Genomic DNA, 17,756 nt, shown 5'->3' with positions numbered 1-17,756 from the left:
CGGTCCATGCTACCGGCACATAAAATAGCAGGGGCCTGATGCGCTTTCGACGCATCAGGCCCTGCTGTCGTATCGGCCGCTAGCGGATCAGCGGATCGGCCGATCAGCGATTGCCGGCATTCTTGTGGCTTTGGCGGCCGGCTTCGGCATGCTGTTCCGGCGAACCGCCGCGGGCGCCGCTGGAACGCGAGCCCGAACCCGAACCCGACGAGGCCGACTGCTTGTTGCCGTCGTTCTTGTGGCTCTGGCGGCCTGCAGCAGCATGCTGCTCCGGCGTGCCGCCCTGGACGCCGCCCGAACGCGAACCCGAATTCGAGCTCGAGCCTGCGGAACCGGATTGCTTGCTGGCGTCGTTCTTGTGGCTTTGCTGGCCGGCCTTCACGTGTTGTTCGTGGGAGCCACCTTGATTGCCGGGACGGGAGTTTTTATTCGTAGTCATGATCATTCCTTTCGATAAAATGGGAAATGTCCTGCTCGCCAAAACGTTGTCTAAACTTTGTTTGTTCAGCAGCGTTTTCGGTAGTGCAATGATGCGAGCCCGGCCGTAGAACGGGTATCGGAGCTTTACTTGAGCTCGTGTAGGACTAGGACTGAGTATCAAAGAATGTTTTTGCTTGAAAGTCGCGTAAATCAAATATGCTTATTTTATCTTTGCCGAGTTTATTGCAGATAATCGAAAGAATCATGGATGAGTTAGCTCATCATTAGAATGGTCATTCTTTTTCATGGCGGCGCATGACGATGCCGGACTGCGGACCGAGTCCACGGCAGCCCAACTATTCTGATTGCTAGCCGGAAATTATGTGCCACAATAAGCAGAGCATTCCACGCCATTCTCCAAACCCATGACCGCAAGCCAAGTCCAGACCCCGGCTGCCCGCAAGGCCGCGTCCTTGCAGGCGACGCTGGACGCGCTCGTCGGCGCCGTCTCGACGCATGTCAAGGATGCGCTCGGCGACATGGCTGCGCGCATGTCGGCGGCGCTGGCCGAGGTCGATGCGCCGGGTCTGGACACGCGCGCGGTCTACCAGCGCATCAAATCGGCGCGCCTGCTCAAGGACAACGGCTACGCCTTCGTGCACCTGGCCGAGGCCGCGATCGGGCAGGTCGTGCGCGCCGAGCTGGAGGCCCTCGACCCGGCGTCGCATGCGCGCCAGCCTGCCGCGGCCGCGGCGTTGAGCCTGGTGCCGCTCGAGGAAATCGACGACAAGCTGGCATTTACGGCGCTGGCGCGCCCGTTCGACATCCAGCATGCCGACGTGCTGGCGACGCTGTCGGTTCGCCTTGGCCTGCTGCTCGAGCGCGGCCTGCTGCGCGCCGACGCCAATCCCTTCCGTCCGGCCATATTCCTGAAGGCGCTCGACCAGGCCTGGCGCGAATTCGAGCCCGACGCCGAAGCCCACGCCTTGATCCAGCCGCTGCTGCGCCCGGAGATCGTGTTCGACCTGGGACCGCTGCTGGAGCGCCTGGTCGAGGTCCTGAAACGCAAGGAAGGCCAGCCCGGCTCGGTCGACGCGCTGCGCATCCAGAAAACCGACGACAGCGCCGCCGCCCGGGCAGCGCGCGCCGGCAGCCGGGCGGCGCTGGCGAAGCAGTTACGTGCGCTGTTCGGCGACGACGGCGGCGAGGATGGGGTGCCGCTGATTCCCGACTTGCCGGCGATGCCGTCCGGCGACGGCGGCTGGCGGCCGAGTGCCGCGGCCGGGTTCCAGGGCGGGACGGGCGCCGATCCCGCTGCCGGCACCGCGCCTGCCGCCGCCACGGCGTCCGCGCCGGCGGCATCTACGCCGCCGGTGCAGCCCGCGGCGGGCTTCGCGGCACCTGCCGGCAGCCCGGCCTTCCAGCCTCTGCAAGGTGTGGTTGCCGGCGTGGTCCCAGGAATGCCGCCGGTCCAGGCGGCCCAGCCCGCCGCGGGTTTCGTTCCTGCGCAGGGCGTGGCCGCGGGCCATGCCGCCTTCCACGTGCCATTACAGCCCGCTGCCGGCGGTGCCGTCGCTGCCGGCGGTGCCGTCGCTGCCGCGGGCGCGGCCGGCACGGGCGAGGGGGCGGCAGCGGGCTTCGCCGTGCAATGGGCCGGCATCCCGGTGCAGGGCCTGGTCGCCGCCGCCAGCGGCGCCGCGCCGCTGCCGCAGCCGGCGCCGGGCGCCGCCATGGTCTCCAGCGCGCCGCTGCTGGAGCTGGTGGCCGGCATCGAGCCGGTGCTGGCCGCCGCCCGTGCCAACGGCGGCGGGCAGGGCGCGGCGGCCGCCCCGCACCAGGTGTTCTACCTGCCGCGCCTGAAGCAGAGCCTGCCCCAGGGCAGCCTGTCGCGCGGCGACGCCAATACGCTCGACCTGCTGTCGCGCGTGTTCGAGACCGTGCTGCTGGACGACAGCATCCCACCGCGGGCGCGCGAACTGCTGCAGTTGCTGCAGGTGCCGGTGCTGAAGGCGGCGCTGCTGGATAAAAGCTTCTTTTTCGAGGAAGCGCATCCGGCGCGGCGCATGGTCGACCTGCTGTCGCGCATGGGTTGGGAGCAGCACAAGGATGGCGACGACCCGGTGTTCCAGGCCATGCAGCGCAGCGTCGACCGGGTGGCGCAGCCGGGCGGCGGCGCGGGCGCCGGCTTCGAGGAAGCGGTGGCCGGCCTCGAGGCCAGCATCGCCCAGGAAGAGCGCGCCGAGGCACAGTCGCTGGCGGCCCCGGTGGCCACCGCGCTCAAGCAGGAAAAGCTGGCGGCGGCCACGCGCGCCGCACGCGACGCGGTGGCGCTGCGCATCGGCGCCGGCAAGGATCAGGATGTCGAAGACGCCGAAGCCGGCCAGATCCTGGATGCGGTCAGCGGCTTCCTCGAGCAGCGCTGGACCACCGTGCTGACCTTCGCCTACACCATCGAGGACGACAAGCCGGGCGCGGTCGGCAACGCCACCCGCGCGATGGATGACCTGATCTGGAGCATCAAGCCGAAGGCGACCCAGGAGCAGCGCAAGACCCTGATCGCGCGCCTGCCGCGGCTGCTGGCCACGCTCAACAAATGGCTGGACGCGATCCGCTGGCAGGATGCCGAGCGCCTGCAGTTCTTTGCCCGCCTGGCCGAATACCACGCCGCCATCGTGCGCGCCCCGATCGAGCTGTCGCCCGAGCGCCAGCTGGAACTGGCGGTGGAAGCGGCCCAGCGCGACGCCCTGCGCCGGGTCGAGCTGGAAAACGCCGCAGCCGTCCAGGAAGCGGCGCGCCAGGATGCGATCTCGCCGCTGGACGGCCTGGAGCGCGGCATGTGGTGCGAATTCCGCAGCGACGACGGCGCCCGTACCAACGCCCGCAAGGTCAGGCTGGCCTGGGTCAGCCCGCTGCGTACCTTGTTCATCTTTTCCGGCAGCGGCCGGCGCGAGGCGTTTTCGATGACGGCCGAGAAGCTGGTCGACGCGCTGCACGCCGGCGCTGCGCGCGTGCTGGCGATGGAAGGCGTGGTCGGCCAGGTGCTGATGGCGGCGCTGGCGGATGAGGCCGGGAACGGCGTGCCCGATCGCCCCATCCCCAAGTTTCACTGACAGCCGGCAACAAATAGTAGGTTATACTCTTTTCAGACAGCCATGCCATGCGTGTGGCCGTGCCTACTTTCTTCGGCCTTTTCCCCTGTCATGCCCTTCGATGTTGCCTCGATCCTTGTTGCGATGACCTTCAGCATGCTGACGATGGCCCTGGCACTGGTGTTCGTGATGGGGAACGTCAACCGGGCCGCCCGGTTTGCCCAGGCCGGCGCCGTGCTGCAGGCGCTCGGCTGGGTATTGCTGCTGCTGTCGAGCCGTGCAGCACCGGGTTCGAGCTTGGATTTTGCGATGTCGACGCTGTCGATGGGCTGCATTTCCGGCGGATTGGCCTGCAACGCCGCCGCCTTCGAACTGTGGTGCGGCCGCGGCGCGCCGAATCGGGTCCCGGCGCTGCTGGCCATTGCGATGACGGCCGGCTATGGCGCGGGCTTCTCCCATTATGCGTTCCGGGTCGGCTGGGCCAACGGCCTGCTGGCGCTGCAGATGGCGCTGATGGTGGTGGGCCTGGCGCGCCGCGCCGTGGTGCCGGTGGGACGCTGGCGCTGGCTGCTGGCCGGCGGTCTTGCGGTGCAGGCCTTGTTCACGGCATGGCGCGGCGTGCTCGGCGCGTTTTTTACCGAACAGTTCCCGACATTCATGACGCCGCACCCGGTCAACCTGGCGTTTGCCATGGTGGCCAACGTGACCACCGTCGCCGGCCTGGTCGGCATCCTGCTGGCGCATCGCGACGAGGCCGCGCGCTCGCTCGAGCGCCTGGCCACCATCGACGGCCTGACCGGCGTGCTGAACCGGCGCGCCTGGCTGCTCCAGGCCGACACCGAACTGGCGAACAGCATTCGCCATGGCAGCCCGCTTGCGGTGCTGATGATCGATATCGACTACTTCAAGCAGATCAACGACAGCCGTGGGCATGAAGCCGGTGACCGCGCCCTGCAATGTTTCGCGGCCGTGCTGAAAAACGCATGCCGCAGCGGCGACATCGTGTGCCGCTACGGCGGCGAGGAGTTTTGCGTGCTGCTGCTGCGGGCCGACGAGGAGGCGGTGCAGGCGTTCGACCGGCGCATCCGCATCCATTTGCAGGATGCCGCGATGCCCGAACTGGGGCATGCGCTCGGCTACAGCGGCGGGATGGCGCTGCGCGCGCCGGATGAGGTGCGCATGGCCGGCCTCCTGCGCCGCGCCGATGCTGCCTTGTACCGGGCCAAGGCGATGGGCCGCGCGCGTACCATCGATGCCGGCCGCGCGCCGGTCGAATTGTCCTGACAGCAAGCAACAGATGGTATGATGCGGGTTTCGTCGACCCCCTTCCTGCGTAGCGAACGTGCGTCTCTCCTCCATTAAATTGTCGGGATTTAAGTCTTTCGTCGATCCCACCAATTTCCAGGTGCCGGGACAGCTCGTGGGCGTCGTCGGCCCCAACGGTTGCGGCAAGTCGAACATCATCGATGCCGTGCGCTGGGTGCTGGGCGAATCCAAGGCATCCGAGCTGCGCGGCGAATCGATGCAGGACGTGATCTTCAACGGCTCGACCCACCGCAAGCCGGCCGGGCGCGCCTCGGTCGAGCTGGTGTTCGATAACAGTGCCGGCAAGGCGGCCGGGCAGTGGGGACAATACGCCGAAATCGCGGTCAAGCGCACCCTCACGCGCGACGGCACCTCGACCTACTACATCAACGGCCAGCCGGTGCGGCGGCGCGACATCCAGGACATCTTCCTCGGCACCGGCCTCGGCCCGCGCGCCTATGCCATCATCGGCCAGGGCATGATCGCGCGCATCATCGAATCGCGCCCGGAAGAGCTGCGCGTGTTCCTGGAAGAAGCCGCCGGCGTCTCCAAGTACAAGGAACGGCGCCGCGAAACCGAAAACCGGCTGGCCGATACCCGCGAAAACCTGATCCGGGTGGAAGACATCCTGCGCGAGCTGAACGCCAACCTGGAAAAGCTGGAAGCGCAGGCGGCGGTGGCCAACCGCTTCAAGCAGTTGCAGTCGGACCAGGAAGAAAAGCAGAAGCTGCTCTGGCTGCTGCGCAAGAACGAAGCCAAGGCCGAGCAGGCGCGCTGGTTCCTCGAGATGGAGCAGGCCCAGACCGGGCTGGAGGCGCAGACCGCGCAGCTGCGCAACCACGAACTGGCGCTGGAACGCCTGCGCCAGGCCCATTTCGCCACCGGCGACAGGCTGCACACGGCCCAGGGTGAGCTGTACCAGACCAATTCCGAGATCGGCAGCCTGGAGGCGCAGATCAAGTTCGTGGTCGAGTCGCGCACGCGGCTGCAGAACCAGATCGGGACGCTCACCGCACAGCGCGAGCAGTGGCAGAACCAGGCCGCCGAGCTGCAGGAACAGATCGAGGAAGGCGAGTTCCGCCTGGAAGAGCTGGCGGCGCGCGTGGAAGGCGCGCAGATCGCGGTGGAAGCCCAGAACGAGCGCCTGCCCGAGCTCGACGCCGCCTGGCGCGCGGCCCAGAACCAGTCGACTGAATCGCGCGCCCGCATCATGCAGGTCCAGCAGCGCATCGAATTGTCCGCGGCGCACGGGCGCAATGCGGCGAGCATCCTGGCCACCCTCGCCACGCGGCGCGAGCGCCTGCAGCAGGAGCGCGCCGGCATCGACCTGCCGGACGCCGGCCACCTCGACAACCTGCGCATGCAGCTGGAAGAAAAGCAGCTGCAGCTGGAAGAGCAGACCCTGATGCTGGAAGAAGCCACCGCGCGCCAGCAGGCGGTCGAGGAAGAGCGGCGCCAGGCCCATGCCGCCGCCCAGGCGGAAGCGGCCGCCAACGCCAAGCTGGAAGCGCGCCTGGCGGCGCTGCGCCAGCTGCAGGAACGGGTGCAGACCCAGGGCAAGGTCCAGCCCTGGCTGCAGAAGCACGAACTCGATAAACTGCCGCGCCTGTGGGAAAAGCTCGACATCGACACCGGCTGGGAGACCGCGCTGGAATCGGTGCTGCGCGAGCGTACCGGGGCGCTGGAAATCTCGAACCTGGACTGGGCGCGCGGCTTCTTCGGCGACGCCCCGCCGGCGCGGATGGCGGTCTACACCCCGGCACCCGGCACGCCGGCGCAGCCGGACCACCACGGCCTGAAGCCGTTCGCGGCGCTGCTCAAGCTGAACGACCCCGGCCTGCGCGGCCTGCTCGACGACTGGCTGTGGGGCGTGTACGCCGCCGACGATCCGGGCACCGCGCTGGCCCAGCGCGCGCGCCTGCCCGAGGGCGGCCTGTTCGTCACCCCGAACGGCCACATCGTCAGCCGTTCCAGCGTGCGCTTCTACGCCGCCGACGCCGAGCAGGACGGGGTGCTGGCGCGCCAGCACGAGATCGACAACATCGGCAAACAGCTGCGTGCGCAGGCGCTGCTGCTGGACGAGGCGCGTACCCGCAGCACGCGTGCCGATGCCGCCGTCGGCGAACTGCAGCGCCGCCTGCAGGACGGGCGCCAGCGCGTGGCCACGCTGCAGCGCGAAACCCATGCGCTGCAGATCGAGGTGGTGAAGCAGGGCGAGGCCGAGGCGCGCCTGAACCAGAGGAGCGGCCAGATCGCGGCCGACCTCGACGAAATCGCCTTTCAAGAAGCCGAGCAGCGCCAGGCGCGCGCGGAAGCCGAATCCGAATTCGAAATGCTCGACATGGAACTGGCCGAGCTGCAGGGTGCGCACGAGGATGGCCAGACGGCCTTCCAGGACAAGGAGCGCGCCTTGACCGAGGCGCGCGAACGCCTGCGCGAGCTGGAACGCGCGGCGCAGGAAGCCGGCTTCGCCGAAAAGACCGGGCGCGCCCGCATCGACGAGCTGCGCCGCACCATCGCCACCGCATCGCAGCAGGCCGCCACCGTCGGCGAGACCATCGCCGCGGCCAGGCTGGAGCTGGAATCGCTCGAATCCGGCGCCGCCGCCGAAGGCCTGCAGGCGCTGCTGGCGCGCCGCACCGAGCAGGAAGCCGCGCTGTCCGACGCCCGCCACGAACTGGACCAGCTGACCCAGCAACTGAGGCAACTGGAAGAAGGGCGCATGAACGCCGAGCGCAGCCTGCAGCCGCAGCGCGAGCGCATCACCGAGATGCAGCTCAAGGAGCAGGCCGCGCGCCTGAACCAGGAGCAGTTCGACGAAGCGCTGCGCGCCACCGGCGCCGATGCCGCCCAACTCGCCGAGCTGGCGCAAAAGCTCGATCCGGAAGTGAAGCCGTCCATCCTGCAGGGCGAGGTGACGCGCCTGACGACTGCCATCAATGCCCTTGGCGCGGTGAACCTGGCGGCGGTGGAAGAACTGGCCCAGGCCACCGAGCGCAAGCGCTTCCTCGATGCGCAGAACAACGACCTGCAGGAAGCCATCGGCACGCTGGAAGGCGCGATCGGGCGCATCGACCGCGAATCGCGCGACCTGCTGCAGGACACCTTCGATCGCGTCAACGGCCATTTCTCGGAACTGTTCCCGATCCTGTTCGGCGGCGGCACGGCAAAGCTGGTGATGACCGGCGACGAGATCCTCGACGCCGGCGTGCAGGTGATGGCCCAGCCGCCCGGCAAGAAGAACGCCACCATCCACCTGCTGTCCGGCGGCGAGAAGGCGCTCACCGCCACGGCCCTGGTGTTTTCGATGTTCCGCCTGAATCCGGCGCCGTTCTGCCTGCTGGACGAGGTCGACGCACCGCTCGACGACGCCAATACCGAGCGTTTCTGCCGCATGGTCAAGCGCATGTCCGACCACACCCAGTTCCTTTTCATCTCGCACAACAAGATCGCGATGGAGATGGCCAACCAGCTGATCGGCGTGACCATGCAGGAGCAGGGCGTGTCGCGCATCGTTGCCGTCGACATGGAAGCGGCGGCCGACCTGGCCGCGGCCTGAGCTCATCCTGTCTCCTGCGGACGGCGCGCGCGGTCACGCTTTACTGAATGCAATTTCAGCTTGCGCCATCCCGGTGCAAGACGTCCTCAATTTAACAAAAAATGAAACACATTTGCACAAATAAAGTGCAAAACTATTGGAGCTATTGAGATTATTAATTTTCCAAATGTAAAGATTGAGATTAGGATAACTATTCCTTTTACAGTTTCAATAGGTAACACATATGGGAAGCTTCAATATTTCTTTCGGCCGCGCCAGCGCGTGCGCATTGACCGTGACCGCCGGCGTACTGGCGCTCGCACAGGGCGTGCAAGCACAGCAGGTGCTGACCAAGGATAACGGTGCGCCGGTCGGCGACAACCAGAATAGCCAGACGGCCGGCCCCAACGGTCCGACCCTGCTGCAGGACGTGCACCTGGTGCAGAAACTGCAGCGCTTCGACCGCGAGCGCATTCCCGAGCGCGTCGTGCACGCCACCGGCACCGGCGCCCACGGCAGCTTCACCACCACCGACGACCTGTCCGACCTGTCCAAGGCCAGGCTGTTCGTCAAGGGCACCGTGACTCCGGTGTTCGTGCGCTTCTCGACCGTGATCCCGAGCCGTTCTGGCGCCGAGACCACGCGCGACCCGCGCGGCTTCGCCACCAAGTTCTATACCCAGGAAGGCAACTGGGACCTGGTCGGCAACAACCTGCCGATCTTCTTCATCCGCGATGCCATCAAGTTCCCGGACATGATCCACGCGCTCAAGCCGGACCCGGTCACCAACGTGCAGGAGCCGGAACGCGTGTTCGACTTCTTCTCGCACATCCCGGAATCGACCCAGATGCTGACCCGCGTCTACTCGAACTACGGTACCCCGGCGAGCTACCGCGAAATGAACGGCAGCAGCGTGCATGCGCTGAAGCTGGTCAATGCCAAGGGCGAGTACGTGTACGCCAAGTTCGCCTGGAAGTCGCAGCAGGGCGAGCGCAACCTGCGCCCGATGGAAGTCGCCGCGGTCCAGGCCAAGAGCACCAGCCATGCCACCACCGACCTGTATGAATCGATCACCAAGGGCGCCTACCCGAAATGGGACCTGGTGGTGCAGATCCTGCGCCCGAAGGAGATGAACAAGTTCGACTTCGACCCGCTGGACGCGACCAAGATCTGGCCGGGCGTCCCGGAGCGCAAGATCGGCACGATGGTGCTGAACAAGGTGCCGGACAACTTCTTCGAAGCCACCGAGCAGGTCGCGATGGCCCCGGGTAACCTGGTGCCGGGCATCGAAGCGTCGGAAGACCGCATGCTGCAGGGCCGCCTGTTCTCGTACATCGACACCCAGCACCACCGCCTGGGCGCGAACTTCCAGTCGCTGCCGATCAATCGTCCGCTGGTGCCGGTGAATAACAACCACCAGGACGGCGCCGCCAACACCTCGGGCCGCACCGGTCACGTGAACTATCAGCCGAGCCGCCTGGAAGGCGCGCTGGTCGAGGATCCGAATGCGCGCAGCAGCCAGCTGCCGCTGACCGGCACCACCCAGCAGCAGCGCATCGCCAAGACGCTGAACTTCAAGCAGGCCGGCGACTTCTACCGCTCGCTGAGCAGCCAGGACCGCGATGACCTGATCGCCAACCTGTCCGGCGACCTGAAGCGCGTGAAGAACCAGGACACCCTGTTCACCATGCTGTCCTTCTTCTGGAAAGCCGATGCGGACTACGGCAAGCGCCTGGCGCAGGCCGTCGGCGTCAGCGGCGACAAGATCGCCCCGCTGGCAGCCGCGTTGAAGGAATAAGGCACCGCCGCGGCACCCGGTTGCCGTGCCGACGGGCGGGTCCCGACCCGCTTGCCGAGCCACCCCGCGGGGTGGCTTTTGTTTTTTTCGACCCGGCTGGTATCATCTTGACTTTATGGACATTTTGGCATGCGGGCCGGGCGCCGGGCATGCAAGGCACATGGCAGCGGCGGTAACGGCCGTTCCTGTACGGCGCTGCTGCGTATATTCTTGCCTTCATGCTACCCTGAGGTCCTTTTCGCGCAGGCAGGCGGCCGGCGCGCCGAACATATTGCATCCGAGGCACAAGCAGCATGACAGATTTACAAATGAGCCTGATCGCAGCCAGCGGCGTCTTCGTCGCCGGCGTCATCGGTTACAACAAGTGGCAGGAGTACAAGGCCCGCAAGAGCGTGGAGCGCGCTTTTTCGTCGGATCATGATGATGTCCTGATGCGCAGCGGCGCGGCGCCGAGCCGCACGCCGGCCGAACCCGACCCGGTGGCCCCGGTCGGTCGCGACCCGATCGAGCGCCACGAGCCGGTGCTCGACGCCGGTCTGGACGCCGCGGTGACGGCGCCGGAACCGCAATTGCATGGCCTGGCGCCGGGCGCCGATGCGCTGGCCGAGCCGGTGGTCCACGTGCCCGATACCGCAGCCGCTGCTGCACCGGCAGCACCGGTGCCTACCCAGGCAGCCACGGCCCCGGGCGCCGGGTCGCCTGCCGCTTCGCCGGAGACCGCCGACACGCTGGCCCCGCTGGCCGGCGCCCCGCTTGCACCGCCATCGCCGCTGCCGCCGCAGCCTGCCGAGACCCTGGTCGATCCGCTGATCGATTGCCTGATTCCCATGACCCCCGAAGGCGCGCTGCGCGGCGAGCGCATCCTGCCGGCGCTGCTCAAGCTGCGCCGCGTCGGCAACAAGCCGGTCCACTACGTCGGCCTGGCTGTCAGCGGCGACTGGGAGCCGATCGTTCATGGCGGCGTGTACACCAAGCTGCAGGCCGGCGTCCAGCTGGCCACCCGCACCACCGCGCTGAACGAACTCGAATACTCGGAAATGGTCACGCGTCTGCGCGCGGTGGCCGACGAGATCGGTGCCGAGCCGGAAGTGCCGGACATGATCGAGGTGATGAGCGAAGCCAGGAACCTGCACCGCTTCGTCGCCGGCCACGATGCCCAGCTGGGCGTGAACCTGGCTTCGAAGGGCGCGCCATGGGCGATGTCGACCCTGATCGGCGCCCTCGAGAACGCCGGCTTCGACGTGCGTCCGGACGGCCGCTTCGTCATGCCCGACGAGGGCAAGAACGTGCTGTTCACGCTGTCGACCAACGTCACCCTGGGCGCCGACACCACCTCGCGCCTGACCCTGTTGCTCGACGTGCCCTGCGTCGCGCCGGCCAAGGACGGCTTCGGCCGCATGGTGGCCTGCGCCAAGACGCTCGAGCTGCGCCTGGATGGCGCCATCGTCGACGATTTCGACCAGCCGCTGCCCGACGCCACCCTGGAAGAAATCGCCGGCCAGGTGCGCGAGTTCTACGAGGAGATGGACGCCGCCGACATCCCGGCCGGTTCCACGCGCGCGCTGCGCCTGTTCAGCTGAGGCCGGTGCATGAGCGAGACCCAAGCTGACGACCTGTCGCGTATGAAGTGGCTGGTCGAGGAACTGAACCGCCATATCTATAATTACCACGTGCTCGACGCGCCGACGATCCCGGACGCCGAGTACGACAAGCTGTTCCGCGAACTGCAGGCGCTGGAAGCGGCGCATCCGGAAGCGGCGTCCGTCGATTCGCCGACCACCCGCGTCGGCGCCGCGCCGATTCCCGAATTCCGCCAGGTGACGCACGCGCTGCCGATGCTGTCGCTGAACAACGGCTTCGCCGACGAGGACATCGACAACTTCGACCGCCGCGTGCGCGAAGGCCTCGACCTGAATCCGGGCGCCCAGGTCGCGTATGCGGCCGAACTGAAATTCGACGGCCTGGCCATCAGCCTGCGCTACGAGAACGGCGTGTTCGTGCAGGCCGCGACCCGCGGCGACGGCTTTACCGGCGAGGACGTCACGGCCAACATCCGCACCGTGCGCGTGATCCCGCTGCGCCTGCATGGCGACCAGATCCCTGCGGTGCTGGAAGTGCGCGGCGAAGTGCTGATGTTCAAGGACGACTTCGAACGCCTGAACGGGCGCCAGCGCGAGGCCGGCCAGAAGGAATTCGCCAACCCGCGCAACGCCGCCGCCGGCAGCCTGCGCCAGCTCGACGCCCGCATCACCTCGCAGCGCAAGCTGCGCTTCTTCGCCTACGGCATCGGCGTGCTGGAAGGCGCCGCCATGCCCGAATCGCATTCGAAGGTGCTGGACTGGTTCGATCGGCTCGGCCTGCCGGTGTCGAAGGAGCGGGCGGTGGTGAGCGGCTGCGAAGGCCTGCTCGGCTACTACCGCGCCGTCGGCAGCAAGCGCAGGGAGCTGCCCTACGAGATCGACGGCGTGGTCTACAAGGTCGACCGCATCGACGACCAGCGCCAGCTCGGCTTCGTGTCGCGCGCGCCGCGCTTCGCGCTGGCCCACAAGTTCCCGGCCGAGGAAGCGCTGACCACGGTACAGGCGATCGACGTCCAGGTCGGCCGCACCGGCGCCATCACGCCGGTGGCGCGCCTGACGCCGGTCTCGGTGGGTGGCGTGACCGTCACCAACGCGACCCTGCACAACGAGGACGAAGTACGGCGCAAGGACGTGCGCGTGGGCGACACGGTCACCGTGCGCCGTGCCGGCGACGTGATCCCGGAAGTGCTGTCGGTGTTGCTGGAACGGCGCCCGACCCCGGCACCGCCGGTGTACACGCTGCCGGCGACCTGCCCGGTCTGTGGGTCGCATGTGGTGCGCGAAGAGGGCGAGGCGGTGGCGCGCTGCTCCGGCGGCCTGACCTGCGCCGCCCAGCGCAAGGAAGCGATCCGCCACTTCGCCGGCCGGCGCATGATGGACATCGAAGGCCTGGGCGACCGCTACATCGACAGCCTGGTCGAATCGAACCTGATCCATGGCGTGGCCGACCTGTACAAGTTGACGCTGGACGACCTGCTCAAGATGAAGCGCCTCGCCGACGAGCGCGACGGCACGACGCCCGAGACGGTCAAGGCCGGCAAGGTGGCGACAAAGTGGGCCGATAACCTGCTGGCCGCGATCGAGGCCAGCAAGCGTCCGCCGCTGGAGCGCCTGCTGTTCGCGCTCGGCATCCGCCACGTCGGCGAAAGCACCGGCAAGACGCTGGCCGACTGGCTCGGCAGCCTGGCGCTGGTGCGCCGCGCGCCGGCCGCGCTGCTGCGCGTGCTGCCCGATATCGGCGGTACCGTGGCCGAAGCGATCGCCGAGTTCTTCGCCGAGCCGAAGAACCAGCAGGCGCTCGATGCGCTGCTGGCGGCCGGCGTGACGCCGCAGGGCGAGCACCCGCCGCGGGCCCAGCTGCGCGACAAACTCGACGAGGTGCAGCTGCTGGCCGCGCTCGGCATTCCCAAGCTGACCGAACCGCGCGCGCGCCAGCTGCTGGAGGGGCGCACGCTGGACGAGCTGGCGCACCTGCGCATCTTCAGCGTGTTCGGCCTGCCGGCGCCGCTGGTGGCTTCGCTCGAGGGATGGATGGGCGAGGCGGCCAACCGCGACACCATCACCGCGCTGGCCGCGCTGCGGCGCGAGCTGCTGGACCTGCTGCCGCAGGACACCGCACAGGAAGCCGCCGGTCCGCTGGCCGGCAAGACTTTTGTCCTGACCGGGACGCTGCCGACGATGTCGCGCGACGCCGCCGGCGCGCTGATCGAACAGGCCGGCGGCAAGGTGTCCGGCTCGGTGTCGAAGAAGACCTCGTACGTGGTCGCCGGCGCGGAAGCGGGCAGCAAACTGGAAAAGGCGGAAAGCCTGGGCGTCACCGTGCTCGACGAAGCCGGGCTGCTCAAACTGCTCGCTGAAGTAAACAATTCATAAACTAGGGATAGAGAATGACCGCAATCAAGAAAGCCGTATTTCCAGTCGCCGGTCTCGGCAGCCGTTTCCTGCCTGCCACCAAGGCACAGCCGAAGGAAATGCTGCCGATCGTCGACAAGCCGTTGATCCAGTACGCGGTCGAGGAAGCGGTCGCCGCCGGCATCACCGAACTGGTGTTCATCACCGGGCGCAACAAGCGCGCCATCGAAGACCATTTCGACACCGCCTATGAACTCGAATCCGAGCTGGAAGCGGCCGGCAAGGCGGCGCTGCTGGAACTGGTGCGCGGCGTGATCCCGAAGCATGTGAACTGCATCTACATCCGCCAGTCGGCGCCGCTGGGCCTGGGCCATGCGGTGCTGTGCGCGCGTCCGGTCGTCGGCAACGACCCGTTCGCCGTGCTGCTGGCCGACGACTTCATGGACAGCGCGCCCGGCCACAAGCCGGTGCTGGCCCAGATGACCGACCTGTACGCCTACGAGAAATGCAGCGTGCTGGCGGTGCAGGACGTGCCGCGCGCGCATACGCGCCAGTACGGCATCGTCAGCGCCAGCGCCTACCGTCCGGACCTGGAGCTGGTGTCGGGCATCGTCGAAAAGCCGCAGCCCGAGGACGCGCCGTCGACGCTGGCCGTGGTCGGCCGCTACGTGCTGTCGGGTTCGATCTTCGACCACCTGGCCACCATCGGCAAGGGCGCCGGCGGCGAAATCCAGCTGACCGACGGCATCGCCGCCCTGATGGCGCGCGAACGCGTGCTGGCCTACCGCTACGCCGGACAGCGCTATGATTGCGGTTCCAAGCTCGGTTACCTGAAAGCCACCGCCGCGATCGGCATGAAGCACCCCGAGACCGCCGAAGGCTATTCCGAGTTCCTGAAGCAGTTGTGCGCCGATACCAACTAAGTGAGGGATTGAGATGGCCATCCGCGACATCCTGAAGATGGGCGACCCGCGCCTGCTGCGCGTCGCCGAACCCGTTACCGAGTTCGACACCCCGGCGCTGCACGCACTGGTCGCCGACATGTTCGAGACCATGCACGCGGTCGACGGCGCCGGCCTGGCCGCGCCGCAGATCGGCGTCAACCTGCAGCTGGTGATCTTCGGCTTCGGCAGGAACCAGCGCTATCCGGACGCGCCGGCGGTGCCGGAAACGGTATTGATCAATCCCGTCCTGACGCCTTTGTCGGACGAGATGGAAGAGAGCTTCGAAGGCTGCCTGTCTGTGCCCGGCCTGCGCGGCAGCGTGCCCCGTCATACGCGTCTGCATTACGAAGGCTTTGATCAGTATGGAAAAGCGATCAGCCGCGACGTCGACGGTTTCCATGCGCGCGTGGTGCAGCACGAGGTCGACCACCTGCTGGGCATCCTGTACCCGATGCGCATCAAGGACTTCTCGCGCTTCGGCTTTACCGAAGTGATGTTCCCGAATCTTGACCCGAAGGCCGACGATTGAAACGTTTATCCCTGACCGCGGCGCTCGTGCTGGCCGCGCTGGCGCCGCTGGCGCATGCCGATAACCTTTTTACCTGGATCGAGGCCGAGCCGAAAAGCGAGCTGTGGATCGACAGCGGCTTCGCCACCTGGCACTTCGACCGTGACAAGGACCTGAACGGCAACAACTACGGCCTGGGTGCGGAATACCGTTTCTCGGGCACGATGGCGGCCACGGCAGGCCGCTTCTACAACAGCGACCGCCAATGGTCCAACTACGCCGGCGTGATCTGGCAGCCCTGGGCCATCGGCCCGGTGCGCGTGGGCGCGGCGCTGGCCGCCTTCGACGGCTACCCGCACATGCGCGACGGCGGCTGGTTCCCGGCGGCGATCCCGACGCTGACCTACGACTACAAGCGGGTCGGGGTCAACGTCGGCATCATTCCGAGCTACAAGGACCGCTTGTATGGCGGGATTTCGGTGCAGCTCAAGATCAAATTGTTCTAGCCAGCCCGGCCTTACCGCTTCACCTTGCCGTACGCCTCGCCCGCCTTCCAGGTGGGCATGGCCGGCGCATTCGCCACCGCATACCCCAGGTTCAGCGTGAACTGCGCCTGCTGCACCATCCCCGACAGGTCCCATGACGGATCGTACTGGTCGCTCACCTGGTGATAATCCTTCGTGAACGCCCGCATCTTCTCGACCGCCCCTTGCGGGTGCTCGAACGCGAAGCTGCCGTCGCCGGAAAACACCGCCGAACCCACGTTGAAGGCCGGTACGCCCGCCTTGGCGAAGCTGAAGTGGTCGGCGCGGAAGTAGGCGCCGCCCAGGTCCGGCGTCGGCGCCGCCAGTCCCAGGCCCATCGACTTGGCCACCTGTGCCGAGGTCGCGGCCAGCGAGCTGCGCTCGGCGCCGGCGACGCCGATATCGCGGGTGCGGCCGACGAAGTTCATGCTGTCCAGGTTGAGGTCGGCCGCCGTCTTCGCCAGCGGCCACAAGGGCGCACGCACCCAGGCCAGGCTGCCCAGCAGACCCTGTTCCTCGGCGCAGGGCCACAGGAAGACCTGGCTACGTTTGGCCGGATGGGCCACCGCGGCCTGGGCCATGGCGAGCAGGGCGGCGGTGCCGGAACCGTTGTCGATGGCGCCGTTCCAGATGTGGTCGGGTTTGCCGTTTTGTTCGTCGATGCCCAGGTGGTCCCAGTGCGCCGAATAGATCACGGCTTCAGCGGCCAGCTTCGGATCGCTGCCCGGCACCATGCCCACCACGTTGTACTCGGTGAGCCGGCGCACCGCGCTTTTCACCGCGGCGCGTGCCTGTACGTCCAGGGCCACCGGCTTGAAGCCGCGCACCTCGGCCGCCGCGCGCAGGCGATCCAGGTCCTGGCCGGCGGCGGCGAACAGGGTGCGCGCGAAGTCTTCGCTGATCCAGCCCTGCAGCGCGTTGCCGGGGCCGTCCAGGTGGAACTGCTCGTGGCCGAAGCTGTTGGCCGGCACGCTCCACGGGTAGGAACTCGACGCCGCCGTGTGGATCAGCAGGATGCCGGCCGCGCCCTGGCGCAGCGCTTCCTCGAACTTGTAGGTCCAGCGTCCGTACCAGGTGAGCGACTGGCCGCCAAAGCGCGCCGGCTCGGCGGCGGTCGGCTGTGGGTCGTTGACCATCGCCACCAGCAGCTTGCCCTTCACGTCGGCGCCGGCGAAATCGTTCCAGTTCTGGTCGGGGGCGTCGATGCCGTAGCCGACGAACAGCACCGGTGCGGCGATGGTGCTGTCGGTGCGGCCATTGGCGTTGGCGTACACGGCGTCCTGGCCGAAGGCGGCGGCCAGCTGTTTGCCGCCGGCGTCGAAGCGCAGGGTACTGCCGGGCAGGGTTTTCTGGCCGACCAGCTCGACCTTCTGGCGGTAGCCCTGGGCCAGCGGTTTCAGGCCCAGCGCCGCGGCCTGGGTTTCGAGATAGCGGACGGTGAGCTGGCCGCCGCGCTGGCCGGTGCCGCGGCCTTCGAGCAGGTCGTCGGCCAGGAAGGAGAGGTGGGCGCGCAGCGGCGCTTCGGCGACGGTCTGGGCGGCTGCGGCGCCGGACAGCAGGGCCGCGCCCAGCAGCGCACGGCAGGCGCGGGAAGAAGGAAGGGGCATGGAGCAGCGTGGACGAGTGATGAACGGTGTGATGTTAGCATCGGGCGCTGCGGTGTGGCGCTACCTGGCGGTAGCGTGGATTTATTAACAC

11 protein-coding genes are annotated in these 17,756 nt (G+C 67.5%); 9 read left to right on the top strand and 2 right to left on the bottom strand.

Annotated elements, in window-relative coordinates:
• Positions 1 to 103: 103 nt before the first annotated feature.
• Entirely contained in the window at positions 104 to 439 is a 336-nt protein-coding gene (locus U1H99_RS19850; protein WP_323143441.1) for a hypothetical protein, read from the bottom strand.
• Positions 440 to 845: 406 nt separating this feature from the next.
• On the opposite strand from U1H99_RS19850, the gene U1H99_RS19845 reads away from it, so the two are divergent.
• The 9 genes from U1H99_RS19845 to U1H99_RS19805 all read left to right on the top strand — a co-directional run bounded on the left by U1H99_RS19845 (position 846) and on the right by U1H99_RS19805 (position 16,040).
• Complete coding sequence (locus U1H99_RS19845) at positions 846 to 3,530, top strand: DUF1631 family protein (RefSeq protein WP_323143440.1); 2,685 nt, start codon at positions 846 to 848, stop codon at positions 3,528 to 3,530.
• Between the two features lie 135 nt (positions 3,531 to 3,665).
• Complete coding sequence (locus tag U1H99_RS19840; protein ID WP_323143439.1) at positions 3,666 to 4,793, top strand: GGDEF domain-containing protein; 1,128 nt, start codon at positions 3,666 to 3,668, stop codon at positions 4,791 to 4,793.
• A 58-nt stretch (positions 4,794 to 4,851) separates the two neighbouring features.
• The gene (smc, locus tag U1H99_RS19835) at positions 4,852 to 8,373 is read left to right on the top strand and encodes a chromosome segregation protein SMC (protein ID WP_323143438.1); all 3,522 of its coding nucleotides are present in this window, start codon (positions 4,852 to 4,854) and stop codon (positions 8,371 to 8,373) included.
• Between the two features lie 223 nt (positions 8,374 to 8,596).
• Positions 8,597 to 10,150, top strand: coding sequence for a catalase (locus U1H99_RS19830; protein WP_323143437.1), 1,554 nt, complete (start codon positions 8,597 to 8,599; stop codon positions 10,148 to 10,150).
• A 308-nt stretch (positions 10,151 to 10,458) separates the two neighbouring features.
• A complete protein-coding gene (locus U1H99_RS19825; RefSeq protein WP_375341632.1) occupies positions 10,459 to 11,730 on the top strand; it encodes a cell division protein ZipA C-terminal FtsZ-binding domain-containing protein in 1,272 nt (423 codons plus the stop codon).
• Positions 11,731 to 11,739: 9 nt separating this feature from the next.
• Positions 11,740 to 14,103: an NAD-dependent DNA ligase LigA gene (ligA, locus tag U1H99_RS19820; protein WP_323143435.1), complete on the top strand. Its 2,364-nt coding sequence runs from the start codon at positions 11,740 to 11,742 to the stop codon at positions 14,101 to 14,103.
• Between the two features lie 14 nt (positions 14,104 to 14,117).
• On the top strand, positions 14,118 to 15,005 hold the full coding sequence (galU, locus tag U1H99_RS19815) for a UTP--glucose-1-phosphate uridylyltransferase GalU (protein ID WP_323143434.1): 888 nt from the start codon (positions 14,118 to 14,120) through the stop codon (positions 15,003 to 15,005).
• 13 nt (positions 15,006 to 15,018) lie between these two features.
• On the top strand, positions 15,019 to 15,555 hold the full coding sequence (gene def / locus U1H99_RS19810) for a peptide deformylase (protein ID WP_323143433.1): 537 nt from the start codon (positions 15,019 to 15,021) through the stop codon (positions 15,553 to 15,555).
• Positions 15,552 to 16,040, top strand: a complete 489-nt coding sequence (locus U1H99_RS19805; RefSeq protein WP_323143432.1) for a hypothetical protein — start codon at positions 15,552 to 15,554, stop codon at positions 16,038 to 16,040. Before def ends, U1H99_RS19805 begins: the two co-directional genes overlap by 4 nt.
• 11 nt (positions 16,041 to 16,051) lie before the next feature.
• Here the strand turns inward: U1H99_RS19805 and U1H99_RS19800 are convergent, their stop codons facing one another.
• Positions 16,052 to 17,665, bottom strand: a complete 1,614-nt coding sequence (locus U1H99_RS19800) for a M28 family peptidase (RefSeq protein ID WP_323143431.1) — start codon at positions 17,663 to 17,665, stop codon at positions 16,052 to 16,054.
• Positions 17,666 to 17,756 lie beyond the last annotated feature (91 nt).

Origin of the sequence: Massilia phyllosphaerae (assembly GCF_034659755.1) — a bacterium.
In the GTDB taxonomy this organism is placed as follows: Bacteria; Pseudomonadota; Gammaproteobacteria; order Burkholderiales; family Burkholderiaceae_D; genus Telluria; species Telluria phyllosphaerae.
The sequence above is the reverse complement of the archived record's forward strand: the minus strand, read 5'-3'. Positions and strand labels throughout refer to the sequence as shown.